The sequence below is a fragment of the Rhizobium sp. 21-4511-3d genome (assembly GCF_053522545.1).
Genome location: NZ_JBNWCF010000018.1, coordinates 34,825 through 53,938 on the forward strand (window position 1 = coordinate 34,825; position 19,114 = coordinate 53,938).

The following is a 19,114-nucleotide window of genomic DNA, read 5'->3' on the forward strand; positions in this document are numbered from 1 at the left end:
CCGGGGAGACGCGATTGCCAAAGTCAATCCGCTGAGCTTGCCGATCAGGCCTGTCGAACCGCTAGCCGCGCTTTTTCGCTTTCAGTCGCTGCCGGTCGCACTGTTCGCCCGGGTCGCAGCGTCTTGACGCGAATTGTCGGTGTGGGCGCGCGGGGTTCGATCCGATCGCGGGACGATGACATATGACAACAAAGCGATGGCGAGCGCCAGGCCGGTCGCGGCGAAGATCAGGCGATAGGTTGTTGTTGGCGCCAGCGACAGTCCTGCGATCTGCCCGAACACCACCGAGGCTACCGACACGCCCAAGAAGACCAGCGTGTTCAGCACTCCAAGCGCAATGCCGCGCATGTGCGAAGGGATGCGGGCCTGGGCTTCTGTCATGATGAGCGGGTGCACGTTCCCCATAGCATAAAGGAGGGACAGCCCGGCACAGGCTGCAGGGAAACTGCCATCCGGCCCTGCGGACAGCATGACGGCACAGATGACGCCCGCGACATAGGCGAAGATCACAATCCTGCGTCCCTCAACACGGGCGAGGACTGCGGGAAGGACGACGCTTGTGACGATGCCAACAATGCTGATCGCTGTGAGGATTTCACCTATTGCCGTATGTGTGCCGAAGACGGACGTGACATATGGCGCGGCCCAAGCATTGCGAAACGTTCCGCCAAGGGAGAGCGTCATGCAGATGGGAACGAGGTAAAGCAGTGGCACAATCGATCTGCGGTGCTCAGCGGCCGGCGCTTCGCTCGCGGCTGAGGGCGTCTTGCCGAGCGCGACGCAAACAGCAATTGCGCTCGCCGCCATGGCTGATGCGGCCGCCCAGCATGCAGATCGCCAGCCGAATACCTCAACGAACCAAGATAGTGGCGAGGCCGAGATCAGCGCGCCCATCGAACCGATTCCGCTGACGGTTGCAGCAAGCCGTCCCGCCTTCGCCGGTGAATTTGTCCGTCCGACATAAAACAGGACACCCATGAAGATCGGCGCGCAACCGACGCCAATCAAAATTTGGCCCATGATCGCCGCCTGGTACCCGGGCGTTAATGCTATCAGCGCAGCCCCTGCGGCTCCGCAGGCCATCATCGCTGCCATCGGAAAGCGCACGCCCCACCTGTCAAACGACATTCCGACCGGGATCTGCAGGATCGAGAAAGATGCGAAAAACGCCGATGCGAGCCAGCCGTACTGTTGCGGCGACAGGCCCAGTTCAGCGGTGAGGGCCGGACCGACCACGCCGAAGTAGCTTCTGAAATACATGCTCATGAGGAACGCGGCGGATAGGGCAGGCAAGGACGTCGCTGTCATTTCGGCCTCGTAACTCCGTCCATCCGGCGGTCGGGCTGCTTTTTTGTCGCTGTGTGGCAGGATCAGCCCATTTGAAACGTCGCGCCCTGAAGAGCCGTCATCGCGCATGGCCTGCCTTACGCGAAAGCAACGAGGACGGCTCTACATGGTTCCGGGCGTTTCCTTTGCCAAAACGAGTGCCAGCAGTGCGCATTCAAGCATCGCTTGCGATTGTGTCGGTGAAAGGTGGCGAGTCTCATGTCGCGGGCAGCACGATAGCAGCTAAACATTGGGCAGCGCAGCTACGAGAGGACTTGCCGCGCGGGACCCCTAATGCCAGCCTTCACGCGTCATGACGCTCCGCGCCTCGGTTTTGCATCCTCCTGCGCTGTGTTGGAGGACTATTGGGCAGCCGCAAAGGCGGCACAAATGGTCATCCGATGACGGGCATCTCGAACCTGAAAACTGTTGTTTCGGGACCTGAAGTCACCGTCAGCGTGCCACCATGCGCTTTGGCAATCTCCGAGGCGATGTAGAGCCCAAGGCCGAGACCCTCACGGCTCGTGTCGTTTCCACGATGGAATGGCCGAAACAGCGTCGCAATCCTTTCCGACGGGATAGCGTCGCCGCGATTGATGACGTCGAGCCACAGGGTTTCGCCGCTGATTCCTGCGATAATCCTGACAGGGTCCGTCCGGGATCCGTGGGTCAGCGCATTGCCAAGAAGGTTCGAAAACATTTGGGCGATACGTGCGTGGTCGACTGGCAGTCCGATGCGCGGCAGGATGACGGTCGTCTCGATCACCTGGTCGGGCTGAGCGGTTTTGAACTCGCCGATGACCTGGTCGAGGGTCTCGGAGAGATCCCTGTCCAAATCCATATCGAGGGTGATGCCGTCACCCAGCCTAGCGCGCGCCAGATCCATGACGTTGTCGACCAGCCCTGCCATACGCACAATGCTTGCCTTCATCAGGCGCAACATGTCGGGGGAGTTGTCGTCCCATCCCTTCCGCAGAAGGCGGTTTATACCGGCATCAAGTGCAGCCATCGGGTTTCGCAAGTCGTGGCCAAGGACCGCGATGAACTGCTCACGCAATTCCGAGAGCGCGCGCTCGTCAACGAGGTCGTCCTTGGCTGCCCTGAGCTGTTCGTTGGCTTCAAGATGATGGGCGATAAGCTCGGCGAAAAGCTTAAATGTGCCGATAACCTGCGGGTTGTTCACCTTGGCCGGCGCGATGTCGATGGCACAGAGCGTACCGAAAAATGTGTCGTTCGACAACACGATAGGCACGGATATGTAGCTCAGGAGACCGTACATCCGCGGGGTGTGATGGTCGCAATATGTCGCGTCCTCGGCGACGTTGTCGATCGCCACGACCTGGCGATGGTCGCGTATTTCGTTGCAGATGGTGGTTTCGATCTTGAGTTCGCCCCCGGCCGGCAAGCCGAAGTTCACGTGGTCCAGTACCTGGCAGGCGATCCAGCGATCCTCCGTTACCCTTGCAACGGCGGCAAATCCCATTCCCGTTGTCCTGCACACGACGTCGAGGATGCTTGGCACGGCGGCGATCGACTGAACCGCAGCTATGTCTGATGTGAATTGTTCTGCCACCAAGGACGCTCCTGCATCGAAACGTCACTTTGATTACATCAAGGGCTGTTTTGCAACGAGTGGAAGCCAAAAAACGAGTGACCCGGTTAAAGCGGATGCCGGAACGGCTTTCCGACGGCTCCTCCGCCCTGGCCTTCACGAGACGCTCAGATCGCGGATTTGCCGGTGCCCGCGGACAACGCCTCGTAGATATCGGTTGGGCCGGCCAAAGTTCGCCAGCGCAGCGCAGCCTCCGTTCTGTTTGTCACGCCCAGTTTCTTCAGGATGTTGGTCATGTGATGCTTTATCGTCTTCTCCTGGAGGTTCAAGCGAAGTGCTATTTGCTTGTTGATCAGCCCTTCAACGACAAGCCAGATGATATCCCGTTCCCGTTTCGTCAGCCTGTTCTGCAGTCGCGGTCCGCCTGCCGAGATCGCAGCCAGCCGCGAGGACATGAGCGGGGAGATGTAGCGCGCGCCGTTAGCGACTCGACGAAGCGCCTGTGCAAGCTCGCGCAGCCCGACGCCCTTGACGACGTATCCGGAAGCGCCATGGCGAAAGGACGACGCAAGTGTTTCAATCTCTTCACTTGCGGTCAACATCACTACCTTGGTCTCGGGACTGCCTGCGATAATGCTCCGGATCGCCTCTATAGCCCCACCGCCGGGGATGGTTATGTCGAGCAGAAGGATCGCGGGCCGGTATGTTGCTGCGAGCACCAAGGCGTCCGCCGCACTTTCACCTTGCGCGACGATGATGAGATCGTCAAAGCGTGACAGTGCGCTCGAGACGCCTTCCCGAAAGAGCGGGTGGTCGTCGACGATGGCAATGCTGATTGAATTCAAGATGTCCTCCAGGAGCGTCGTAGCGAACGCCTCCCGCTTCAAGAAGAGGGTGCGCCGGACATCACCCGGGTGACGTCACGCTCTATGTCGAGACATGTTTGGCAGTATTCTTCGAACAGACCGGCCTCGGAAGGGTTTATCCGCATAAGCTCTCGATATTCGACAGCCAGTTCATAAGCCTCGAAGAGCTCAAGCTGCCAAGGGTGGGCAGCGTGCATGATCCTGCTGCGCACTTTCGGCAGACGCATGGCTAGCCGTCGCCTTCCGAGTTCACGACGATGCATTCTTCCAACTCCTCTTCATTGAAAGTCTTTAGCACAGGCTTTCAGCGAGATCCCCGGACCATGGTCGTAATCGGAATGGGACCGAGGTCCGGGGTGCGGAACCGGGTTTTGTGATCGCCGTTTCTGTTGAGCGGTTGGAAGACCGCGGATAGGAAAGGAGGACAAAATCATGATTACGAAGCTTTTCTTGGGCGCTGTGACAGCCGTGAGTGTGATCGCCGGCGGTGCCTTTGCCCAGTCATCGACCGTTAACGGTGCAGCCGGCGGCGCGGTCACCGGCGCAATCGTCGGCGGACCGGTTGGAGCGGCTGTGGGAGGTGTCGCAGGCGCCGTCGTCGGCACCGCGATCGATCCGCCCCCCGAAAAGGTTGTAACCTATGTCCGCGAAGCGCCTGCTCCCTCGGCCAAGGTTGTTGTTAAGGAAAAGGTGGTCGTCGGCCAGCCGCTTCCTGAAACAGTTGTCGTCACACCCGTGCCAGAAAATCCGAAATACTCCTACGCCATCGTCAACGACGAGCGGGTTATCGTCGAGCCGTCGTCGCGAAAGGTAATCCAGGTCATCAACTGACCTTGCGGGAGGCAGCTTCATGCTGTCTCCCAGCATTTGCGCAAAAGTACGTGCAGGGCGGCGGCGGCTGCAACCGACACGATCGTGCTGAATCAGGGAGTGTGGTTTGCGTGTCGCAGCTCGGCGCGCACAGCCATTCGCGGAAAATCCGAATGTGCGACGTTCGGAAATTGCCGACTTGGCCCGGGCCGATCGTTGCCTGCCTTTAACGATCGCAGCAATTGCGGCTATGCTGGCCGGTACACGGCTTACGGCGGGAACGTTTGGTCGTTCATGGTCCAAATCGACAGCTGCTTGATCGATGCATGTGCCGCAGGTCGCAAGCGACGTCTATGCCGTCGCCAGACGATTGGCGACGAAAGCGTTGAACTGCAGGACGTCCTTCGGTCGCCCAACGAGGTATCCCTGAAGCTGGTCGCAACCGGCGCAGAAGAGGGCGTCGGCTTGTTTTTCGGTCTCGACGCCTTCCGCCGTGACCGATATTCCTAGAGCATCGGCAAGCGCGACCGTCGCATTCAAGATCTTCAATCCCTTGGGATCGTCCAGTTCCACGACCAGGGATCGATCGATTTTCATCCGATCGAAACCGAACTCCCGAAGGGCACCGATGCTTGCATAGCCGGATCCGAAGTCGTCGAGGGCGAATTTTATGCCGAGCTTCCTGAGGGCTTCCATGCTCCTTTTGGCTTGTTCTGGATTGGCGATCAGCACACCTTCGGTGACCTCGAGCATCAGTCGCCGAGGATCAAAACCAGTTTCGTAAACGATGGCGATGACGTCTTCAGCGAAGCGCGGATTTTTAAGCTGGCTCGGGGAGACGTTGACCGACACGTAAATGCCATTCCACTGCATCGCCGCACCGAGCGCCTGTCTGAGCATCAGTTTGCCGAGATCATCGATGAGACCGGAACGTTCGGCAAGCGGGATGAACACCTCGGGACTTACCGGCCCTGCTTCGGTCCGCCACCGCGCAAGGGCTTCTACGCCTTTAATTTCCCTGGATTTCGAACCGACCAGCGGCTGGAAGAAGGGTTGCACTTCGCCTGCGGCGATGGCCTTCCTCAGGCGGTCCTCCAGGCCGGTTCGCATCGCTCGGTCCCGGTCGAGCTCTGGCAGATAGGATCCGGCGTGACCGCGGCCATTCTCCTTCACGTGGTAAAGCGCCATATCGGCACGGCGCATCAGCTCCAGCCGATCGCATCCATCCTCGGGAGAGGCAAAGCCGATACTTGCACCCACCTCGATCGTGCGACCATCGATAACGAACTCGCGCTCCATGACTGTCAGGACGCGGGCCGCGACCGTTGACATTTCGCCCGGATCGGTCAGCAGGGCGAACTCGTCGCCCCCCAGCCTTGCGACCGTTCCCTCGGGCACCGCCTCGCGAAGCCGCGCCGCGACGCCTTGGATCAGACTGTCGCCGACGTCGTGTCCCCAGGCATCGTTGACCTCCTTGAACCCGTCAAGATCAACAATCGCCAATGCCGCGGGAAGCTGCCTCTTGTCGAAGGCTTCCGCTAGCCCGGTGCGGTTGGCCAGTCCGGTCAGATCGTCATGGGACGCGCGGAGGCGAAATCTCTCCGCATCGTTCTTGTGCCGGCCGGCAGTGCGAATGCCCACGCGCAACAGTCCGGCGAAAATGCATGCCAAAACCATGGCGGCCGCAATCAAGTAGCCATGGACGTGCGCAAAGGCTTGGTCGCCGGGCAGGCGGCTCGGCCATTCGAAATAGGCCACAGCGCGTCCGTCGGGCCCCAGCAGCGGCATGCTGAGCTCTTCCTGCAAAGGCGCGGGCGCCAGTCGAAGACCCGTTATGTCGAAGGTCGTTTCGAGCTGGCCGACCACGTCCGGGGTGAGTAACTTCGCATAGACCAGGGTATGCAGTGTCGAGACCTCTGGCCTGCTGTCGTAAGGTTGGATACGATCGGCAGCGACGACATAAAGGCCCTCTTGCGTGGGAATGAAAGCGGTGGACGCAGCCGGTTCGGTTGCCGCAGAATTTGCCACCAGGCGAAGCAGTCCTGCCCCGAAGTCCTTCATCGGATCGAACGCGATGCCCTTTTTATAGGCGCTCAAGACGCCGAGGGTGGGCGTTAAGACGATAGCGACGTCGTATAGTGGGTAATCGGCGCTGACTTTCCCCCAGTTTTCGTAGGCCCAGGCTGCACCGGCGGGCGACTGCATCCGTAAGTAGGCGTCGTCCCAGATCGCATTGTCGCGTACGGTCGCTCCGAGCCGTGATTGGAAGGACTTGATCGCCGCTCTTGCAGCTTGACCGGCTCGCGCGTCGTCAATCCAGTTGGCGTCCCGTCTCATTTCGCTGAAGGCAATCGTAACGAGCCCGGACAAGATGACGAGGGCGGAGACGAAGGCGAGCGTGCCTAGGGCGGCCTTCGTCAAAAGGATCGGTTTTGGGAACTTTGGTAGCGGCATGAGACGATGGTTCGTTGAAATTCTCAGGACAATCTAGGCCGGGACTGCAAATATTACCTTAAAGGCGCTGCGCGGTACGGTTGCGTACCGAGCGCCGGGGGTTCGACCGGGCTTCGGCTGCTCATGTGGAAGCAAAGGGGCACTGCGACCTGCTCCAGACGCCAGAGGCCATGGTCCCGGATGATGTGAGTGCTGGTGGAAGTTAGTACTTGATTGCGAAGTTTGGTAGCCATGATTGCTTGGCCATCGCATCGACTGCTCGAAGTCGCTGGCCAGCTGTGTGGGCATCTTGTTTCAACGGATCGGCTCCCCATCTCAGATGAAACCTCGAACCTGGAGAACTCGAGATGGAAGACGAGACCGTAGACTTGACTGCCGCATCGGAGATCGAGATCCTGCCGCCGGAAGCCATATTTAGTGACATCGAGCACACCTGCATCTGCTGCGGTCGTTCGAAGTCCATTCTCGACGAAGACGGCTGCGGCATCTGCGAAGAGTGTCTAGCGCCCTGATTCCATCATAGCGCCGCGAAGCTTGAAGTCCGCAGAAGCTACTCTCGCTTGCCGCATCGGTTTTGGCATCTGCGACACTGCACCAGCTTTCATCATATTCCCGGTTGTCCCGGAGACGATGACCTAGCGGCTTCGTCGAAGGCACTTCAAAGCAGGGGGCCGGAATCCTGACGATCGGTTTTCCTGCTGCGCGACATATCAGGAGAGATCAACCCTGTTTCGTTAGCCTCTTTGTGGCGTCTTGGACGCGCGCCGCAGCCCCTGTATCGCCAGATCGGGTTTTCTTCGAATGTCTCGTGTGCATTGCAATCGGCGACGGCGCATCAGGCATGAATGGACGCGCATTGATGGCCGCGATCTGAGCCTGCAACCCTTCCAGTTCCGCTATGACTTTATCGAATATGTGCGTGTTCATCGCAGCATTCCCCTCGCTTGACATCAAAACGAGTTAGGGCGGCCATTCCTGAAAGCTATAGCCGAAGCGCACGTTCACCCGCCTTTGGTCGCTGCCCATCGCCATCCTCCTTGGCCCGCGTTCGACCTACCGCACCGTCGCGACGCTCCTCAAGGCGTCTCTTCACCTCGATAAAGGATTTCTGTGCAGCCGCCCGGTCAGCCGCGGTCAGTGGCGCTACAGGCTTGCCGTCGATGTCGTGCCGCATCGAATCTGGCTGCGCGCTCGCGAAATAATAGCGTTTTGAGAAAATGTAGAAGGCCGTGGCGCGCCGCAAGGCGCTTACGCCGAACTCGGGTTTCAAGCGCGTCTTGATGTGATTGAACAGGCCGAGGGAAAATGGACGGATTGGATCGCCCGGAGCCTTCGGCAGTATGCCAATCGGCTCGCAAAGCATGGCGTTGATCGCGCTCGCCTTTTCGACATCGGCCGGCGTGGCGGCGATCGGGCCGCGGCTGACGCTCCAGGTCTTTCGCATTTCTGCCTCCGTGTCGTCGTTGGAAAAGGCTCTATACTACGAGCATGTAGGACGTGTTAGGTGCGCTATGGTGAAAAGCACTTAACCCTATTGTTCCTGCACCACAAGATCCGGTCAAGATCGGTCGATTTTTCCATATCGAGGTCAGAAATTGTCGGCCGCGCTTATCGAAACGCGAGACTGACTTATGCTCGCGCGACCCTGCCGCGGACGCGGAACCATCAGTCGCGGCGCGGGTTAAGGGATGGATATAGTTAGGCGCGGCCATCGGCCGGCGCCCCAACCATCGAGAACATCTCATGAAGATACTTGTTGTCTTATCACTAATCTTGATCACGGCCCTTGGATGCACCAATCGTTCTCAGGAGGGCAGCATGACCGATACAGGAATAGCGCTTCAGAATACGCCGCAGCACGGGATGTCTATCGGTCGCCAGCTCGACCGCCAGCACATGCGTTGAAACCCTTACCGCGGAAAAATCCCGTCATTCGCTATCGCGGGGCTCTTGCACCCGCGAAAGATGTCAGGGATATCGTGGACCGCGAGGCGGTGAACCCTCTGCACGGATTATCGGCAGCCGGTGCAAGCGCAAGCGACACCCATGACCAAGCTGCCGGCTCAAGTGCACCTCTCGCTCGGCGCACGATTGGCCCGCAGCGGTCATTCCTGACGCGTCGATCACACTGGAACTTTGTCGCGTGGCGCTTCTTATCTCTTCCAAAGGCACTGTCATGGCCACCGGCACTGCCAAAAGAGGTGCGTTGGCCCAATCTACAGGAGACACGATGACATATTCGACCCCTGTGTCACTCACCATCAATGGCGAGCGGCATGAGCTTGACGTTGACAACCGGACGACGCTTCTCGACCTGCTGCGCGAACATCTGCACCTCACCGGGACAAAAAAGGGTTGCGATCATGGGCAGTGCGGCGCCTGCACCGTGCATGTCGGTGGCCAGCGTATCAATGCCTGTCTTACGCTCGCCGTGATGCACGAGGGCGACGATATCACGACAATCGAGGGACTGGGGAGACCCGGTCAACTCCATCCGATGCAGGCCGCATTCCTCAAACATGATGGCTTTCAATGTGGGTACTGCACGCCTGGCCAGATCTGCTCGGCTGTCGCCGTACTTGAAGAGATCCGGGCCGGCATCCCAAGCCACGTCACCGAAGAGCTGACGAGACCACCCCGCCCTACTGATGCGGAGATTCGCGAGCGCATGAGTGGCAACATCTGCCGCTGCGGTGCCTATTCCAATATCCTGGAAGCGATCGAAGAGGTCGGAGGGATCAACCCATGAGACCGTTCACCTATGAGCGCGCTAGCTCTGCATCGTCCGCTGCAAGGGCGGCTGCGGAAAATCCGGAGGCGAAATTCATTGCCGGCGGGACCAATCTGCTCGATTTGATGAAGCTTCAGATTGAACGTCCCGCCCATCTGATCGACGTCAACGGACTTGGGCTCGATGAGATTCAGCCGACGGAGGCAGGCGGTCTTCGGATCGGAGCGCTGGTACGCAACACCGCACTAGCCTCACACGAGGTCGTGCGTCGCGATTACGCTCTTCTGTCGCGAGCGCTGTTGGCAGGAGCATCCGGTCAGCTTCGAAATAAGGCAACCACCGCAGGCAACCTCTTGCAGCGCACGCGCTGTCCCTATTTCTACGATCCGCACCAGCCCTGCAACAAGCGCCAGCCCGGTAGCGGCTGTTCGGCGATAGGCGGCTTCACCCGCCAGCATGCAGTCGTTGGCATCAGCAATGCCTGCATTGCCACGCATCCGAGCGACATGGCGATCGCAATGCGCGCGCTCGACGCTGTCGTCGAGACCGTCAAGGCAGATGGCTCGGCGCGCGCAATACCAATCGGTGAATTTTATAGGCTTCCGGGCGAGACGCCCCACATCGAAACCGTTCTCGAGCCCGGCGAGTTGATCACAAGCGTTGTCCTGCCGGCTCCAGCCGGCGGCGCCCACATCTACAGGAAGGTCAGAGACCGTGCATCCTACGCATTTGCGCTTGTTTCGATCGGTGCCGTCATTCAGCCCGATGGCAGCGGTCGCGTCGCCGCCGGTGGCGTCGCCCATAAGCCATGGCGTGTCGAGGACGGGGACAAGGAACTCAAAAACGGAGCCAAAGCCGCTGCCGCCGCCTTGATGGCAGATGCCCGCCCGACCGAACAGAACCGCTTCAAGCTCGAGCTGGTAGAGCGAGCGCTCGCAGCCGTCATTGCGCAGGCAAGGGGATAATCATGCAGTTCGACAAGCCGGCAACCACCAATCCGATCGACCAGCTCAAGGTGGTGAGCAAGCCGACCATAAGGATTGACGGCGAGCTGAAGACCACGGGTAAGGCGATTTATGCCTATGAGTGGAACGAGCCGAACGCGCCTTACGCGTATGGATACCCCGTTGGCGCAGCGATCGCCAAGGGTAAGGTCCGGGCGATCGACGCCAGCGACGCACGCAAGGCGCCCGGTGTGCTCGGCATCGTCACGACGCTCGATGTGGGTGACCTCGACAAGGGCAAGTACAACACCGCCACGCTCTTTGGCGGCGCCGAGATTCAACATTATCATCAGGCTGTCGCCGTGGTGGTCGCCGAGACATTTGAACAGGCGCGCGCGGCTGCCACTGACCTGAAAATCGACTATGAAGCGGAGGCCGGTACCTTTGACCTGCGGGCTGCTATGGCGTCGGCACAAAAGCCCGACGAGTCTACTGAACCGGATACCGCAGTTGGCGACTTCGAAGGGGCGTTCCGATCGGCACCCGTCAGCCTCAATGAAACCTATACCACACCAGACCAGTCCCATTCGATGATGGAGCCACATGCGTCGGTCGCCTCATGGGACGGAGACCAGCTCACCGTCTGGACGTCGAGCCAAATGATCGACTGGTGGCGGAGCGACCTCGCAACGACGCTCGGCGTGGACAAGGAAAAGGTTCACCTTATGTCAACCTTCGTCGGTGGCGGTTTTGGTGGCAAGCTGTTCCTGCGCGCTGACGCCGTCCTCGCCGCCTTCGCGGCAAGGGAGGTTGGTCGCCCGGTAAAGGTTGCTCTCCCACGCCCGTTGATGCCCAACAATACGACCCACCGGCCAGCAACCATCCAGCGGATCCGCATCGGCGCCGAGCGCGATGGTAAGATTACCGCGATCGCCCACGAGAGCTGGTCCGGCGATCTCAAAGGTGGCGGCCCCGAAACTGCGGTCAATCAGACAAGGCTGCTCTACGCTGGAGCCAACCGCATGACTGCCATGCGGCTTGCCGCGCTCGATCTGCCAGAAGGCAATGCCATGCGCGCTCCCGGTGAAGCGCCAGGCCTCATGGCCTTGGAGATTGCAATCGACGAAATGGCCGTGAAGCTCGCAATGGACCCAGTCCAATTTCGCATGGTCAACGATACTCAGGTCGATCCGGAACATCCCGATAGACCGTTCTCTCATCGCAATCTGATCGGCTGCCTGGCCCTGGGAGCCGAGCGCTTCGGGTGGCACAGGCGCCCCGCGACAGCTTCGCGCCGGGAGGGAAACTGGCTTGTCGGGATGGGCGTCGCAGCTGCCTTCCGCAACAATCTCGTCATGCCGTCGGGCGCGCGGGTGAAACTGGATAGCGACGGCATCGTGACGGTCGAGACCGACATGACCGATATCGGCACCGGAAGCTATACGATCATAGCGCAGACGGCCGCGGAAATGATGGGTGTCGGGATCGGCAGGGTCAGAGTCCGATTGGGAGACTCACAGTTCCCGGTGTCCGCTGGATCCGGGGGGCAGTTCGGCGCCAACTCATCGACGTCAGGCGTCTATGCGGCCTGCGTGAAGTTGCGCGAGGCCGTGGCGAGCAAACTCGGTTTCAACTCCGATGACGTGGTGTTCGAGAACGGCCAGGTCCGGTCCGGCAATCGCACGGTGGCGCTCGCGGAGGCAGCGGGAGACGGTTTGGTTGGCGAAGATACGATGGAATGGGGTGACCTCGCCAAGACGCATCAGCAATCGACCTTTGGGGCTCATTTCGTCGAGCTTGGGGTCGATGCCTTTACCGGGGAGACGCGGATCCGTCGTATGCTTGCCGTTTGTGCCGCCGGGCGGATCCTCAACCCTATCACAGCTCGAAGCCAGGTCATCGGCGCAATGACCATGGGGGCCGGCGCCGCATTGACCGAGGAGCTCGCAGTCGACACACGTCGCGGCTTTTTCGTCAATCATGATCTGGCGAGCTACGAAGTGCCGGTTCACGCCGACATTCCTCATCAGGACGTCATTTTCATGGACGAGACAGATCCGATGTCATCACCGATGAAGGCCAAGGGCGTCGGAGAACTCGGCTTGTGCGGTGTATCGGCGGCCGTCGCCAATGCAATCTTTAACGCGACAGGCATCCGCGTCAGGCAGTATCCGATCACCCTCGACAAGTTGATCGCCGGTCTGCCAGTCGTCGCCTAGTCGCTCGCGTCGCGGTCCACCCTATTACCGGGTGCCAGGCCCCAGACAGCCTTTCGTTTCATGAGATCACCGGCCCCTGGTGGCGCGTAGCCCGGGCTGCGGCGCAGAGTGTGCGCCAACGCACTTGCGGATTGGAAAAAATCTGTGTGCCTGGCAAGAAATATTTGCGCGTGCATCTTCCACAGACGAGATCTGCCGTTAGATTTCGTCGCGTGTCCGGGCGAGGGGTCTTCCGGGTGCCTCCCGTCATGACAAGAATGCCCCGCGAATGCCAATGAGGTTAGAATGACTGATGCGCGTATGCCGGATCGATCGAAACCAACGCTCGGTCTCGACCCTGCTGTCGCTCTTGGTCTGGCAGGCGCAGTGCTCTTCTTCCTTCTCAACGGGTTCGTATCGTTCTTCAATCTGCAGGCACTGGAGGATGGGAACGAACGGGTTGTCCAGACGCATGTGGCCATCGTTGCGCTCGACGAGTTGCTATCGCAGATACAGGATGCAGAGACCGGCCAGCGCGGCTTCCTCCTGACAAACACCGAGACCTACCTCGCACCTTACAATGAGGCGCTGCGCGCGATCCCGCGGCAGCTCGATAGGATCGGCGAACTCACGGGAGCCAATCCCGGGCAGAGCCAGAGACTGGCGACGTTGAAACAGCATGTCGATGCGAAGCTTTCCGAACTTGCCCAGACGATCGATCTGCGCCGTTCTCAAGGTCTCGAAGCAGCGCTTGCGGTTGTCAACGCCGACAGCGGCAAGCAGGAGATGGACGCGATCCGCGCTCAGATCGCTGCCATATCAGGCGCAGAAGCTGACATACGCCTGAAGCGCTTCGTGGAAATGAAACAGGCACAGCAACGCGCTTTGTTGAGCACGGTTTTTGCCGTTGCTCTCGGCCTGGTCCTGACAGCGACGATCGGCTTTCTGGTTCGCAGGGCCACGCTTGCGCGACGCCGGGATCAGTGGCTGCAGTCCGGTGAGGTCGGGCTTGCCAGTGCGATGATGGGCGATCAGGAGATCGCCAAACTAGGCAACAGCATCCTGGATTATCTTGCCCGCTACTCCGGCGCAGTGGCCGGCGCCATCTTTTCTGGCGGCGGCGACACCTTCCAGAGACAGGCGCTCTACGGCGTGGGTGACGCCGCCAGCATTCGCTCGCAATTCAGGTTGAGAGAGGGGCTGCTCGGTCAGGCGGCTGCCGAAAACAGGGCAATCGTTGTCGATAATGTCCCGGACGGCTACCTCACCTTCAGTTCCGCTCTCGGTGCACACAAACCAAAGCACCTGGTAATTCTGCCAGGAAGCGTCGATGGCGCCGTCAATTCCGTGATCGAACTCGGCTTCCTGCACCCGGTCGACGAACGGATCGTCGCCCTCCTGGAACGGGCATCCGAAGCCGTTTCCATTGCCGTCAGGTCGGCCACATACCGCAGCGAATTGCAGGATCTCCTTGAAGAGACACAGCGCCAGTCCGAAGAGCTTCAGACCCAAAGCGAGGAACTGCGGGTTTCGAACGAGGAACTGGAGGAGCAAAGCCGGGCGCTGAAGGAACAGCAGTCGCGGCTGGAGCAGCAACAGGTCGAGCTCGAACAGACGAATTCCCAGCTCGAAGAGCAGGCCCAGCAACTGGAAACCCAGCGCGACGAGCTGGAACGCGCCAATGTCGCCGTCGGTCTGAAAGCGCGCGAACTTGAGCAGGCGAGCCAGTACAAGTCTGACTTCCTTGCAAACATGTCGCATGAACTGCGCACCCCACTCAACTCCTCGCTCATTCTGGCGAAGCTTCTTGCCGACAATCCGCAGGACAATCTGACCGAGGAGCAGGTCAAGTACGCACGCACGATCCAGTCCTCTGGCAACGACCTGTTGAACCTGATCAACGACATCCTCGACCTTTCGAAGATCGAGGCCGGACATGTCGAGATCAGGCCCGAGACGGTCACGCTTGAACGGCTGGCCGGCAACCTCCGGCAGGTCTTCCAGCCGTTGGCTGCAGACAAGGCGCTTGCCTTCGCCATCGAGGTCGACAGCGCCTGCCCTGCCGTCATCGAGACCGATCCGCAACGCCTTGAACAGGTGCTCAAGAACTTGCTTTCAAATGCGATAAAGTTCACCGAGGACGGGCAGGTATCGCTGTCAATCCGCCGCGCGGCGGGCGGGCAGGTGACGTTTTCCGTTTCCGATACGGGGATCGGGATCGCCAGCGAGCAGCAGCATACAGTCTTCGATGCCTTTCACCAGGCCGACGGCACGATCAGCCGCCGGTTTGGCGGCACCGGGCTTGGGCTGTCGATCTCGCGTCAGCTTGTCAGGCTTCTTGGCGGAGCGATCGATTTGGAGAGCACGCTCGGAAAGGGGAGCACGTTCACGGTGACCCTGCCCGAACAATACGATCCGGCGAAGGTGACACCGCGCGATATGCGTCCCGCCACAGCCGTTGAACCGATCATTGCCGCTGTCAGGGAGCCTCCCGCGGCGCCCCAAAGGCCGATCCGCCGCGTCGAGGACGACCGCCATTCGCTCGACGAGACAAAGCGTGTCCTGCTGGTCGTCGAGGACGATGATGCCTTTGCATCGATCGTCCGTGATCTGTCGCGGGAAATGGGCTTCCAGACCATCGTTGCCGGAACTGCCGAGGAAGCGGTGACGCTTGCAAAGGACTTGAAGCCGAGTGCCATCGTCCTTGACATCGGGTTGCCGGATCAATCAGGGCTTGCGGTGCTCGACCGGTTAAAGCAGGACGTTCAGACACGCCATATACCGATCCACGTCGTATCCGGCAGCGACCATCTTGAAACCGCCTATTCACTCGGCGCGGTCGGTTACTTGATCAAGCCCGTCAATCGTGATCAGCTTGTCGATGTGCTCCAGAAGTTCGAAGCCCGGTTGTCCCAGGGTGTTCGTCGCGTCCTGATCGTCGAGGATGATCCGGTGCAGCGCGAGGCTGTTGCGCGACTGCTCGCCTCGCACGACGTCGAGACGGTGACAGCAAGTACGGCGGCCGAATGCCTCGACCGGCTAAGGCAGGAGACGTTCGATTGCATGGTCATGGATCTGACGCTCCCCGATGCGTCCGGATATTCCCTCCTGGAGACCTTGAGCCAGGAGAGCGCCTACGCATTCCCGCCGGTCATCGTTTATACCGGTCGTGAGTTGTCCGCGGACGACGAGCAGAAGCTCAGGCGCTATTCCAAGTCGATCATCATCAAGGGTGCGAAATCCCCCGAGCGGCTGCTCGATGAAGTGAGCCTCTTCCTGCACCAGGTGATCTCCGAACTGCCGGCCGAACGGCAAAAAATGATCCGTCAGGCGAGGCACAGGGACGCGCTTCTTGAAGGCCGGCGGATCCTCGTTGTCGAGGACGATGTGCGCAACGTCTATGCTCTCACCAATATCCTGGAACCGCGGGGAGCGATAATCGAGATTGCACGCAACGGCCGGGAAGCGCTCGAAGCTCTGGAAAAATCCGCAGCGCAAGCCGATGGCGGCATCGACCTGGTGCTGATGGATGTGATGATGCCGGTCATGGACGGCCTGACGGCGACCCGCGAGATCCGCAAGAATGCCGCTTGGAAGAAACTGCCGATCATTACGCTTACGGCGAAGGCTATGCCGGACGACCAAGAGCGCTGCATCGAAGCGGGCGCAAATGACTATATGGCAAAGCCGCTCGACGTCGCGAAGCTTCTGTCGCTGGTACGGGTCTGGATGCCGAAATGACGCTTGTACCGATCCCCGAGAAGGTCGAGGACATCGAGATCAGGTTGCTGCTCGAAGCCCTGTTTCTGAAGTACCACTACGATTTCCGCAGTTATGCCTTTGCCTCCATCAAGCGGCGCCTGAAGCAGGCGCGCGAGCAGCTCGGGCTGGCGACTTTCTCAGCCATGCAGGAAAGCCTACTTCATGATCCGGAAATGGTCGGGCAACTCCTGCGCTACCTGACGGTACAGGTGAGCGAGATGTTTCGCGATCCCTCCTATTTCAGGGCAATCCGGGAAAAGGTCGTTCCACATCTGCGCACCTATCCATCGATCAAGCTATGGGTTGCCGGCTGCAGCGGCGGTGAGGAGCTCTACTCCATGGTCATCCTTTTTAGGGAAGAGGGGCTGGAAGAGCGCACGCTGTTTTACGCCACCGACATCAACCAGGACGCGTTGAAAACGGCGGAAGCAGGCGTCTATCCCTTGGACCGCGTCCCCCTCTTTACCGAAAACCACCGCAAGTCCGGGGGAAAGTCCTCGCTTTCGGATTATTACCAGGCAGCCTACGGCCGGGTCACCTTCGACAGGACATTGCGCCGCAATGTCGTATTCGCGGACCATAGTCTGGTAACCGATGCCGTTTTTGCCGAGATGCACCTCATCTCCTGCCGCAACGTCCTCATCTATTTCGATCGAAACCTACAGGACAGGGCACTTGGCCTCTTCAAGGACTCGCTCGCCCGCAAGGGTTTTTTGGGGCTTGGTGCCAAGGAGAGCCTGCGCTTCTCGCCTCAATCTGGTGCCTTCAGAGACTTCGTCCGTGAGGAGAAGATCTACCAAAGGCAGGGAGAATGAGCGCGATCAGGCCGCAAGCCGTGGTAATCGGAGCGTCGGCAGGTGCACTTGAGGCGCTTTCGGCGATACTGCCGCTCCTGCCTGTCAGCTTCCCTATCCCGATCCTAGTGGTTGTTCACCTCCCGCCGGACAAGCGCAGCGTCATGGCCGAACTCTTCCGCGCCAAATGCAGCCTGCGCGTCGAGGAGGCCGAGGACAAGCAGCCGATAGAGCCAGGCACGATCTATTTTGCGCCGCCCGACTACCATCTCCTCGTTGAATTCGATAAGACCGTGTCACTATCGAGCGATGAGCCGGTCCTGTTTTCCAGGCCGTCCATCGACGTTCTGTTCGAGAGCGCTGCCGATGCCTATGGGCCGTCTCTTATTGCAATCGTGCTGACCGGCGCCAACCATGACGGCGCAAAGGGTTTGCAGGCGGTCGGCGCTGCCGGCGGGATCGCCCTCATCCAGGACCCGCTTACGGCTTTCGCATCCGCCATGCCTGAAGCAGCTATCGCAATGTGTCCAGCGGCGCATGTCATGTCGATTGCAGCGATCGGCGAATTTTTAAAAGAGGTTTAGATCACTTGTTGGCGCCCGTCCCATTTCTCCTCGTCGACGATCTTGAGGAAAATTTGCTTTCCCTAGAGGCGCTGCTGCGGCGCGACGACCTCCTGCTTCTCAAGGCCCGATCAGGCGACCAGGCGCTGGAGATCCTGCTGCAAAACGATGTAGCGCTGGCGCTGGTCGACGTGCAGATGCCGGGCCTTAACGGCTTCGAGCTCGCCGAGCTGATGCGTGGAAACGAAAGGACCCGGCGCATCCCGATTATCTTCGTGACCGCTGGTACGACAGACGGACAGCGCCGGTTTCGGGGCTACGAGGCCGGAGCGGTCGACTTTATCCAAAAGCCCATCGAGCCAGACATCCTGCGCAGCAAGGCCGAGGTTTTCGTCGAACTCTATCGTCAGCGACAACAGCTGGCAGCGCAAAGGGACGAGCTCGCCCTTCAGGCCGAGGCTCTCAGGCAAGCAGCCGGGCACAAGGACGTGCTGTTGCGGGAGATCAATCACCGGGTCAAGAACCTGTTCAGCATCACGGCCGGGCTGATCTCGCTCAGCGCCCGGTCGGCCACCAGCGCCGCCGACCTCGAGAGCGACCTCAGGTCGCGCATACAGGCACTTGCCAGCGCTCATGACCTGACGCTGCCCGAACTTGGAAGCGGCGACGGGATCAGCTGGGCTGATACAACCGTAAAGGCGCTCCTGGAAGCGATCGTTGCTCCCCATGAAAACAGGCAGAAAGCCAATATCGCGATCAGCGGAGCGGACGCTCCGCTGCGCGGTAACGCGCTGACCTCGCTCGCGCTCCTTCTCCATGAGCTGACGACGAATGCCGCCAAGTATGGCGCGCTTTCCACGCCCTCGGGACAGCTTTCGATCGACGTTTCTATGTCCGAGGGTGTCCTTCATCTCATGTGGGTCGAGCAAGGCTCGCCCGAGATGACTGGTCCGACGGATCGGGAAGGCTTCGGGACGACGCTTGAAAGAGCCGCGCTCAAAGGTCTGAATGCGGCAATCGAGCGAAAATGGGCCGGCGACGGCGTTTCGATTTCACTCGAAATTCCTGCGTCAGGCCTGATAAAATAGCCGGCAATGCAGGCGGCAGTCCGCAG

At 59.9% G+C, this 19,114-nt stretch carries 15 protein-coding genes; 9 read left to right on the forward strand and 6 right to left on the reverse strand.

Going from position 1 to position 19,114, the window contains the following annotated elements:
• Positions 1-81: 81 nt before the first annotated feature.
• The 4 genes from ACQZ5H_RS28635 to ACQZ5H_RS28650 form a co-directional block, all read right to left on the reverse strand.
• Positions 82-1,416 (reverse strand): MFS transporter, encoded by a 1,335-nt coding sequence (locus tag ACQZ5H_RS28635; RefSeq protein ID WP_449099693.1) that lies wholly within the window; start codon positions 1,414-1,416, stop codon positions 82-84.
• Between the two features lie 304 nt (positions 1,417-1,720).
• On the reverse strand, positions 1,721-2,899 hold the full coding sequence (locus tag ACQZ5H_RS28640; protein WP_449099694.1) for a GAF domain-containing sensor histidine kinase: 1,179 nt from the start codon (positions 2,897-2,899) through the stop codon (positions 1,721-1,723).
• A 146-nt stretch (positions 2,900-3,045) separates the two neighbouring features.
• Positions 3,046-3,723, reverse strand: a complete 678-nt coding sequence (locus ACQZ5H_RS28645; RefSeq protein ID WP_449099695.1) for a response regulator — start codon at positions 3,721-3,723, stop codon at positions 3,046-3,048.
• A gap of 38 nt (positions 3,724-3,761) precedes the next feature.
• The gene (locus ACQZ5H_RS28650) at positions 3,762-4,007 is read right to left on the reverse strand and encodes a hypothetical protein (protein WP_449099696.1); all 246 of its coding nucleotides are present in this window, start codon (positions 4,005-4,007) and stop codon (positions 3,762-3,764) included.
• A 169-nt stretch (positions 4,008-4,176) separates the two neighbouring features.
• On the opposite strand from ACQZ5H_RS28650, the gene ACQZ5H_RS28655 reads away from it, so the two are divergent.
• Positions 4,177-4,575 carry a DUF1236 domain-containing protein gene (locus ACQZ5H_RS28655; RefSeq protein ID WP_449099697.1) on the forward strand — a complete coding sequence of 133 codons (399 nt, stop codon included), beginning with the start codon at positions 4,177-4,179 and terminating at the stop codon, positions 4,573-4,575.
• A 330-nt stretch (positions 4,576-4,905) separates the two neighbouring features.
• Here the strand turns inward: ACQZ5H_RS28655 and ACQZ5H_RS28660 are convergent, their stop codons facing one another.
• The gene (locus ACQZ5H_RS28660) at positions 4,906-7,008 is read right to left on the reverse strand and encodes a bifunctional diguanylate cyclase/phosphodiesterase (RefSeq protein ID WP_449099698.1); all 2,103 of its coding nucleotides are present in this window, start codon (positions 7,006-7,008) and stop codon (positions 4,906-4,908) included.
• A 347-nt stretch (positions 7,009-7,355) separates the two neighbouring features.
• Here ACQZ5H_RS28660 and ACQZ5H_RS28665 point away from each other — a divergent pair, with 347 nt between their 5' ends.
• On the forward strand, positions 7,356-7,520 hold the full coding sequence (locus tag ACQZ5H_RS28665) for a hypothetical protein (RefSeq protein WP_203431510.1): 165 nt from the start codon (positions 7,356-7,358) through the stop codon (positions 7,518-7,520).
• Positions 7,521-7,990: 470 nt separating this feature from the next.
• On the opposite strand, the gene ACQZ5H_RS28670 is transcribed toward ACQZ5H_RS28665, so the two are convergent.
• Positions 7,991-8,452 (reverse strand): ProQ/FINO family protein, encoded by a 462-nt coding sequence (locus tag ACQZ5H_RS28670; protein ID WP_449099699.1) that lies wholly within the window; start codon positions 8,450-8,452, stop codon positions 7,991-7,993.
• Between the two features lie 663 nt (positions 8,453-9,115).
• Between ACQZ5H_RS28670 and paoA the strand changes: the two genes are divergently transcribed.
• The 7 genes from paoA to ACQZ5H_RS28705 all read left to right on the forward strand — a co-directional run bounded on the left by paoA (position 9,116) and on the right by ACQZ5H_RS28705 (position 19,088).
• Positions 9,116-9,757 (forward strand): aldehyde dehydrogenase iron-sulfur subunit PaoA, encoded by a 642-nt coding sequence (paoA, locus tag ACQZ5H_RS28675; RefSeq protein WP_449099746.1) that lies wholly within the window; start codon positions 9,116-9,118, stop codon positions 9,755-9,757.
• Positions 9,754-10,704 (forward strand): FAD binding domain-containing protein, encoded by a 951-nt coding sequence (locus ACQZ5H_RS28680; protein WP_148194899.1) that lies wholly within the window; start codon positions 9,754-9,756, stop codon positions 10,702-10,704. Before paoA ends, ACQZ5H_RS28680 begins: the two co-directional genes overlap by 4 nt.
• Before the next feature lie 2 nt (positions 10,705-10,706).
• Positions 10,707-12,902 (forward strand): aldehyde oxidoreductase molybdenum-binding subunit PaoC, encoded by a 2,196-nt coding sequence (gene paoC / locus ACQZ5H_RS28685; protein ID WP_449099700.1) that lies wholly within the window; start codon positions 10,707-10,709, stop codon positions 12,900-12,902.
• Positions 12,903-13,187: 285 nt separating this feature from the next.
• Positions 13,188-16,622: a response regulator gene (locus ACQZ5H_RS28690; RefSeq protein WP_449099701.1), complete on the forward strand. Its 3,435-nt coding sequence runs from the start codon at positions 13,188-13,190 to the stop codon at positions 16,620-16,622.
• Complete coding sequence (locus ACQZ5H_RS28695) at positions 16,619-17,458, forward strand: CheR family methyltransferase (RefSeq protein WP_112720342.1); 840 nt, start codon at positions 16,619-16,621, stop codon at positions 17,456-17,458. The genes ACQZ5H_RS28690 and ACQZ5H_RS28695 overlap by 4 nt, the downstream gene beginning before the upstream one ends.
• Complete coding sequence (locus ACQZ5H_RS28700; RefSeq protein ID WP_112720343.1) at positions 17,455-18,021, forward strand: chemotaxis protein CheB; 567 nt, start codon at positions 17,455-17,457, stop codon at positions 18,019-18,021. The genes ACQZ5H_RS28695 and ACQZ5H_RS28700 overlap by 4 nt, the downstream gene beginning before the upstream one ends.
• Before the next feature lie 5 nt (positions 18,022-18,026).
• Complete coding sequence (locus ACQZ5H_RS28705) at positions 18,027-19,088, forward strand: sensor histidine kinase (RefSeq protein WP_449099702.1); 1,062 nt, start codon at positions 18,027-18,029, stop codon at positions 19,086-19,088.
• The last annotated feature ends 26 nt before the right edge of the window (positions 19,089-19,114 follow it).

Bases quoted from the DNA above. Each gene is read 5' to 3' on its own strand.
- ACQZ5H_RS28635 (WP_449099693.1), bottom strand. From the start codon at position 1,416: ATGCGCGATGACGGCTCTTCAGGGCGCGACGTTTCAAATGGGCTGATC.
- ACQZ5H_RS28650 (WP_449099696.1), bottom strand. From the start codon at position 4,007: ATGCATCGTCGTGAACTCGGAAGGCGACGGCTAGCCATGCGTCTGCCG.
- ACQZ5H_RS28655 (WP_449099697.1), top strand. From the start codon at position 4,177: ATGATTACGAAGCTTTTCTTGGGCGCTGTGACAGCCGTGAGTGTGATC.
- ACQZ5H_RS28660 (WP_449099698.1), bottom strand. From the start codon at position 7,008: ATGCCGCTACCAAAGTTCCCAAAACCGATCCTTTTGACGAAGGCCGCC.
- ACQZ5H_RS28665 (WP_203431510.1), top strand. From the start codon at position 7,356: ATGGAAGACGAGACCGTAGACTTGACTGCCGCATCGGAGATCGAGATC.
- ACQZ5H_RS28670 (WP_449099699.1), bottom strand. From the start codon at position 8,452: ATGCGAAAGACCTGGAGCGTCAGCCGCGGCCCGATCGCCGCCACGCCG.
- ACQZ5H_RS28680 (WP_148194899.1), top strand. From the start codon at position 9,754: ATGAGACCGTTCACCTATGAGCGCGCTAGCTCTGCATCGTCCGCTGCA.
- paoC (WP_449099700.1), top strand. From the start codon at position 10,707: ATGCAGTTCGACAAGCCGGCAACCACCAATCCGATCGACCAGCTCAAG.
- ACQZ5H_RS28690 (WP_449099701.1), top strand. From the start codon at position 13,188: ATGACTGATGCGCGTATGCCGGATCGATCGAAACCAACGCTCGGTCTC.
- ACQZ5H_RS28695 (WP_112720342.1), top strand. From the start codon at position 16,619: ATGACGCTTGTACCGATCCCCGAGAAGGTCGAGGACATCGAGATCAGG.
- ACQZ5H_RS28700 (WP_112720343.1), top strand. From the start codon at position 17,455: ATGAGCGCGATCAGGCCGCAAGCCGTGGTAATCGGAGCGTCGGCAGGT.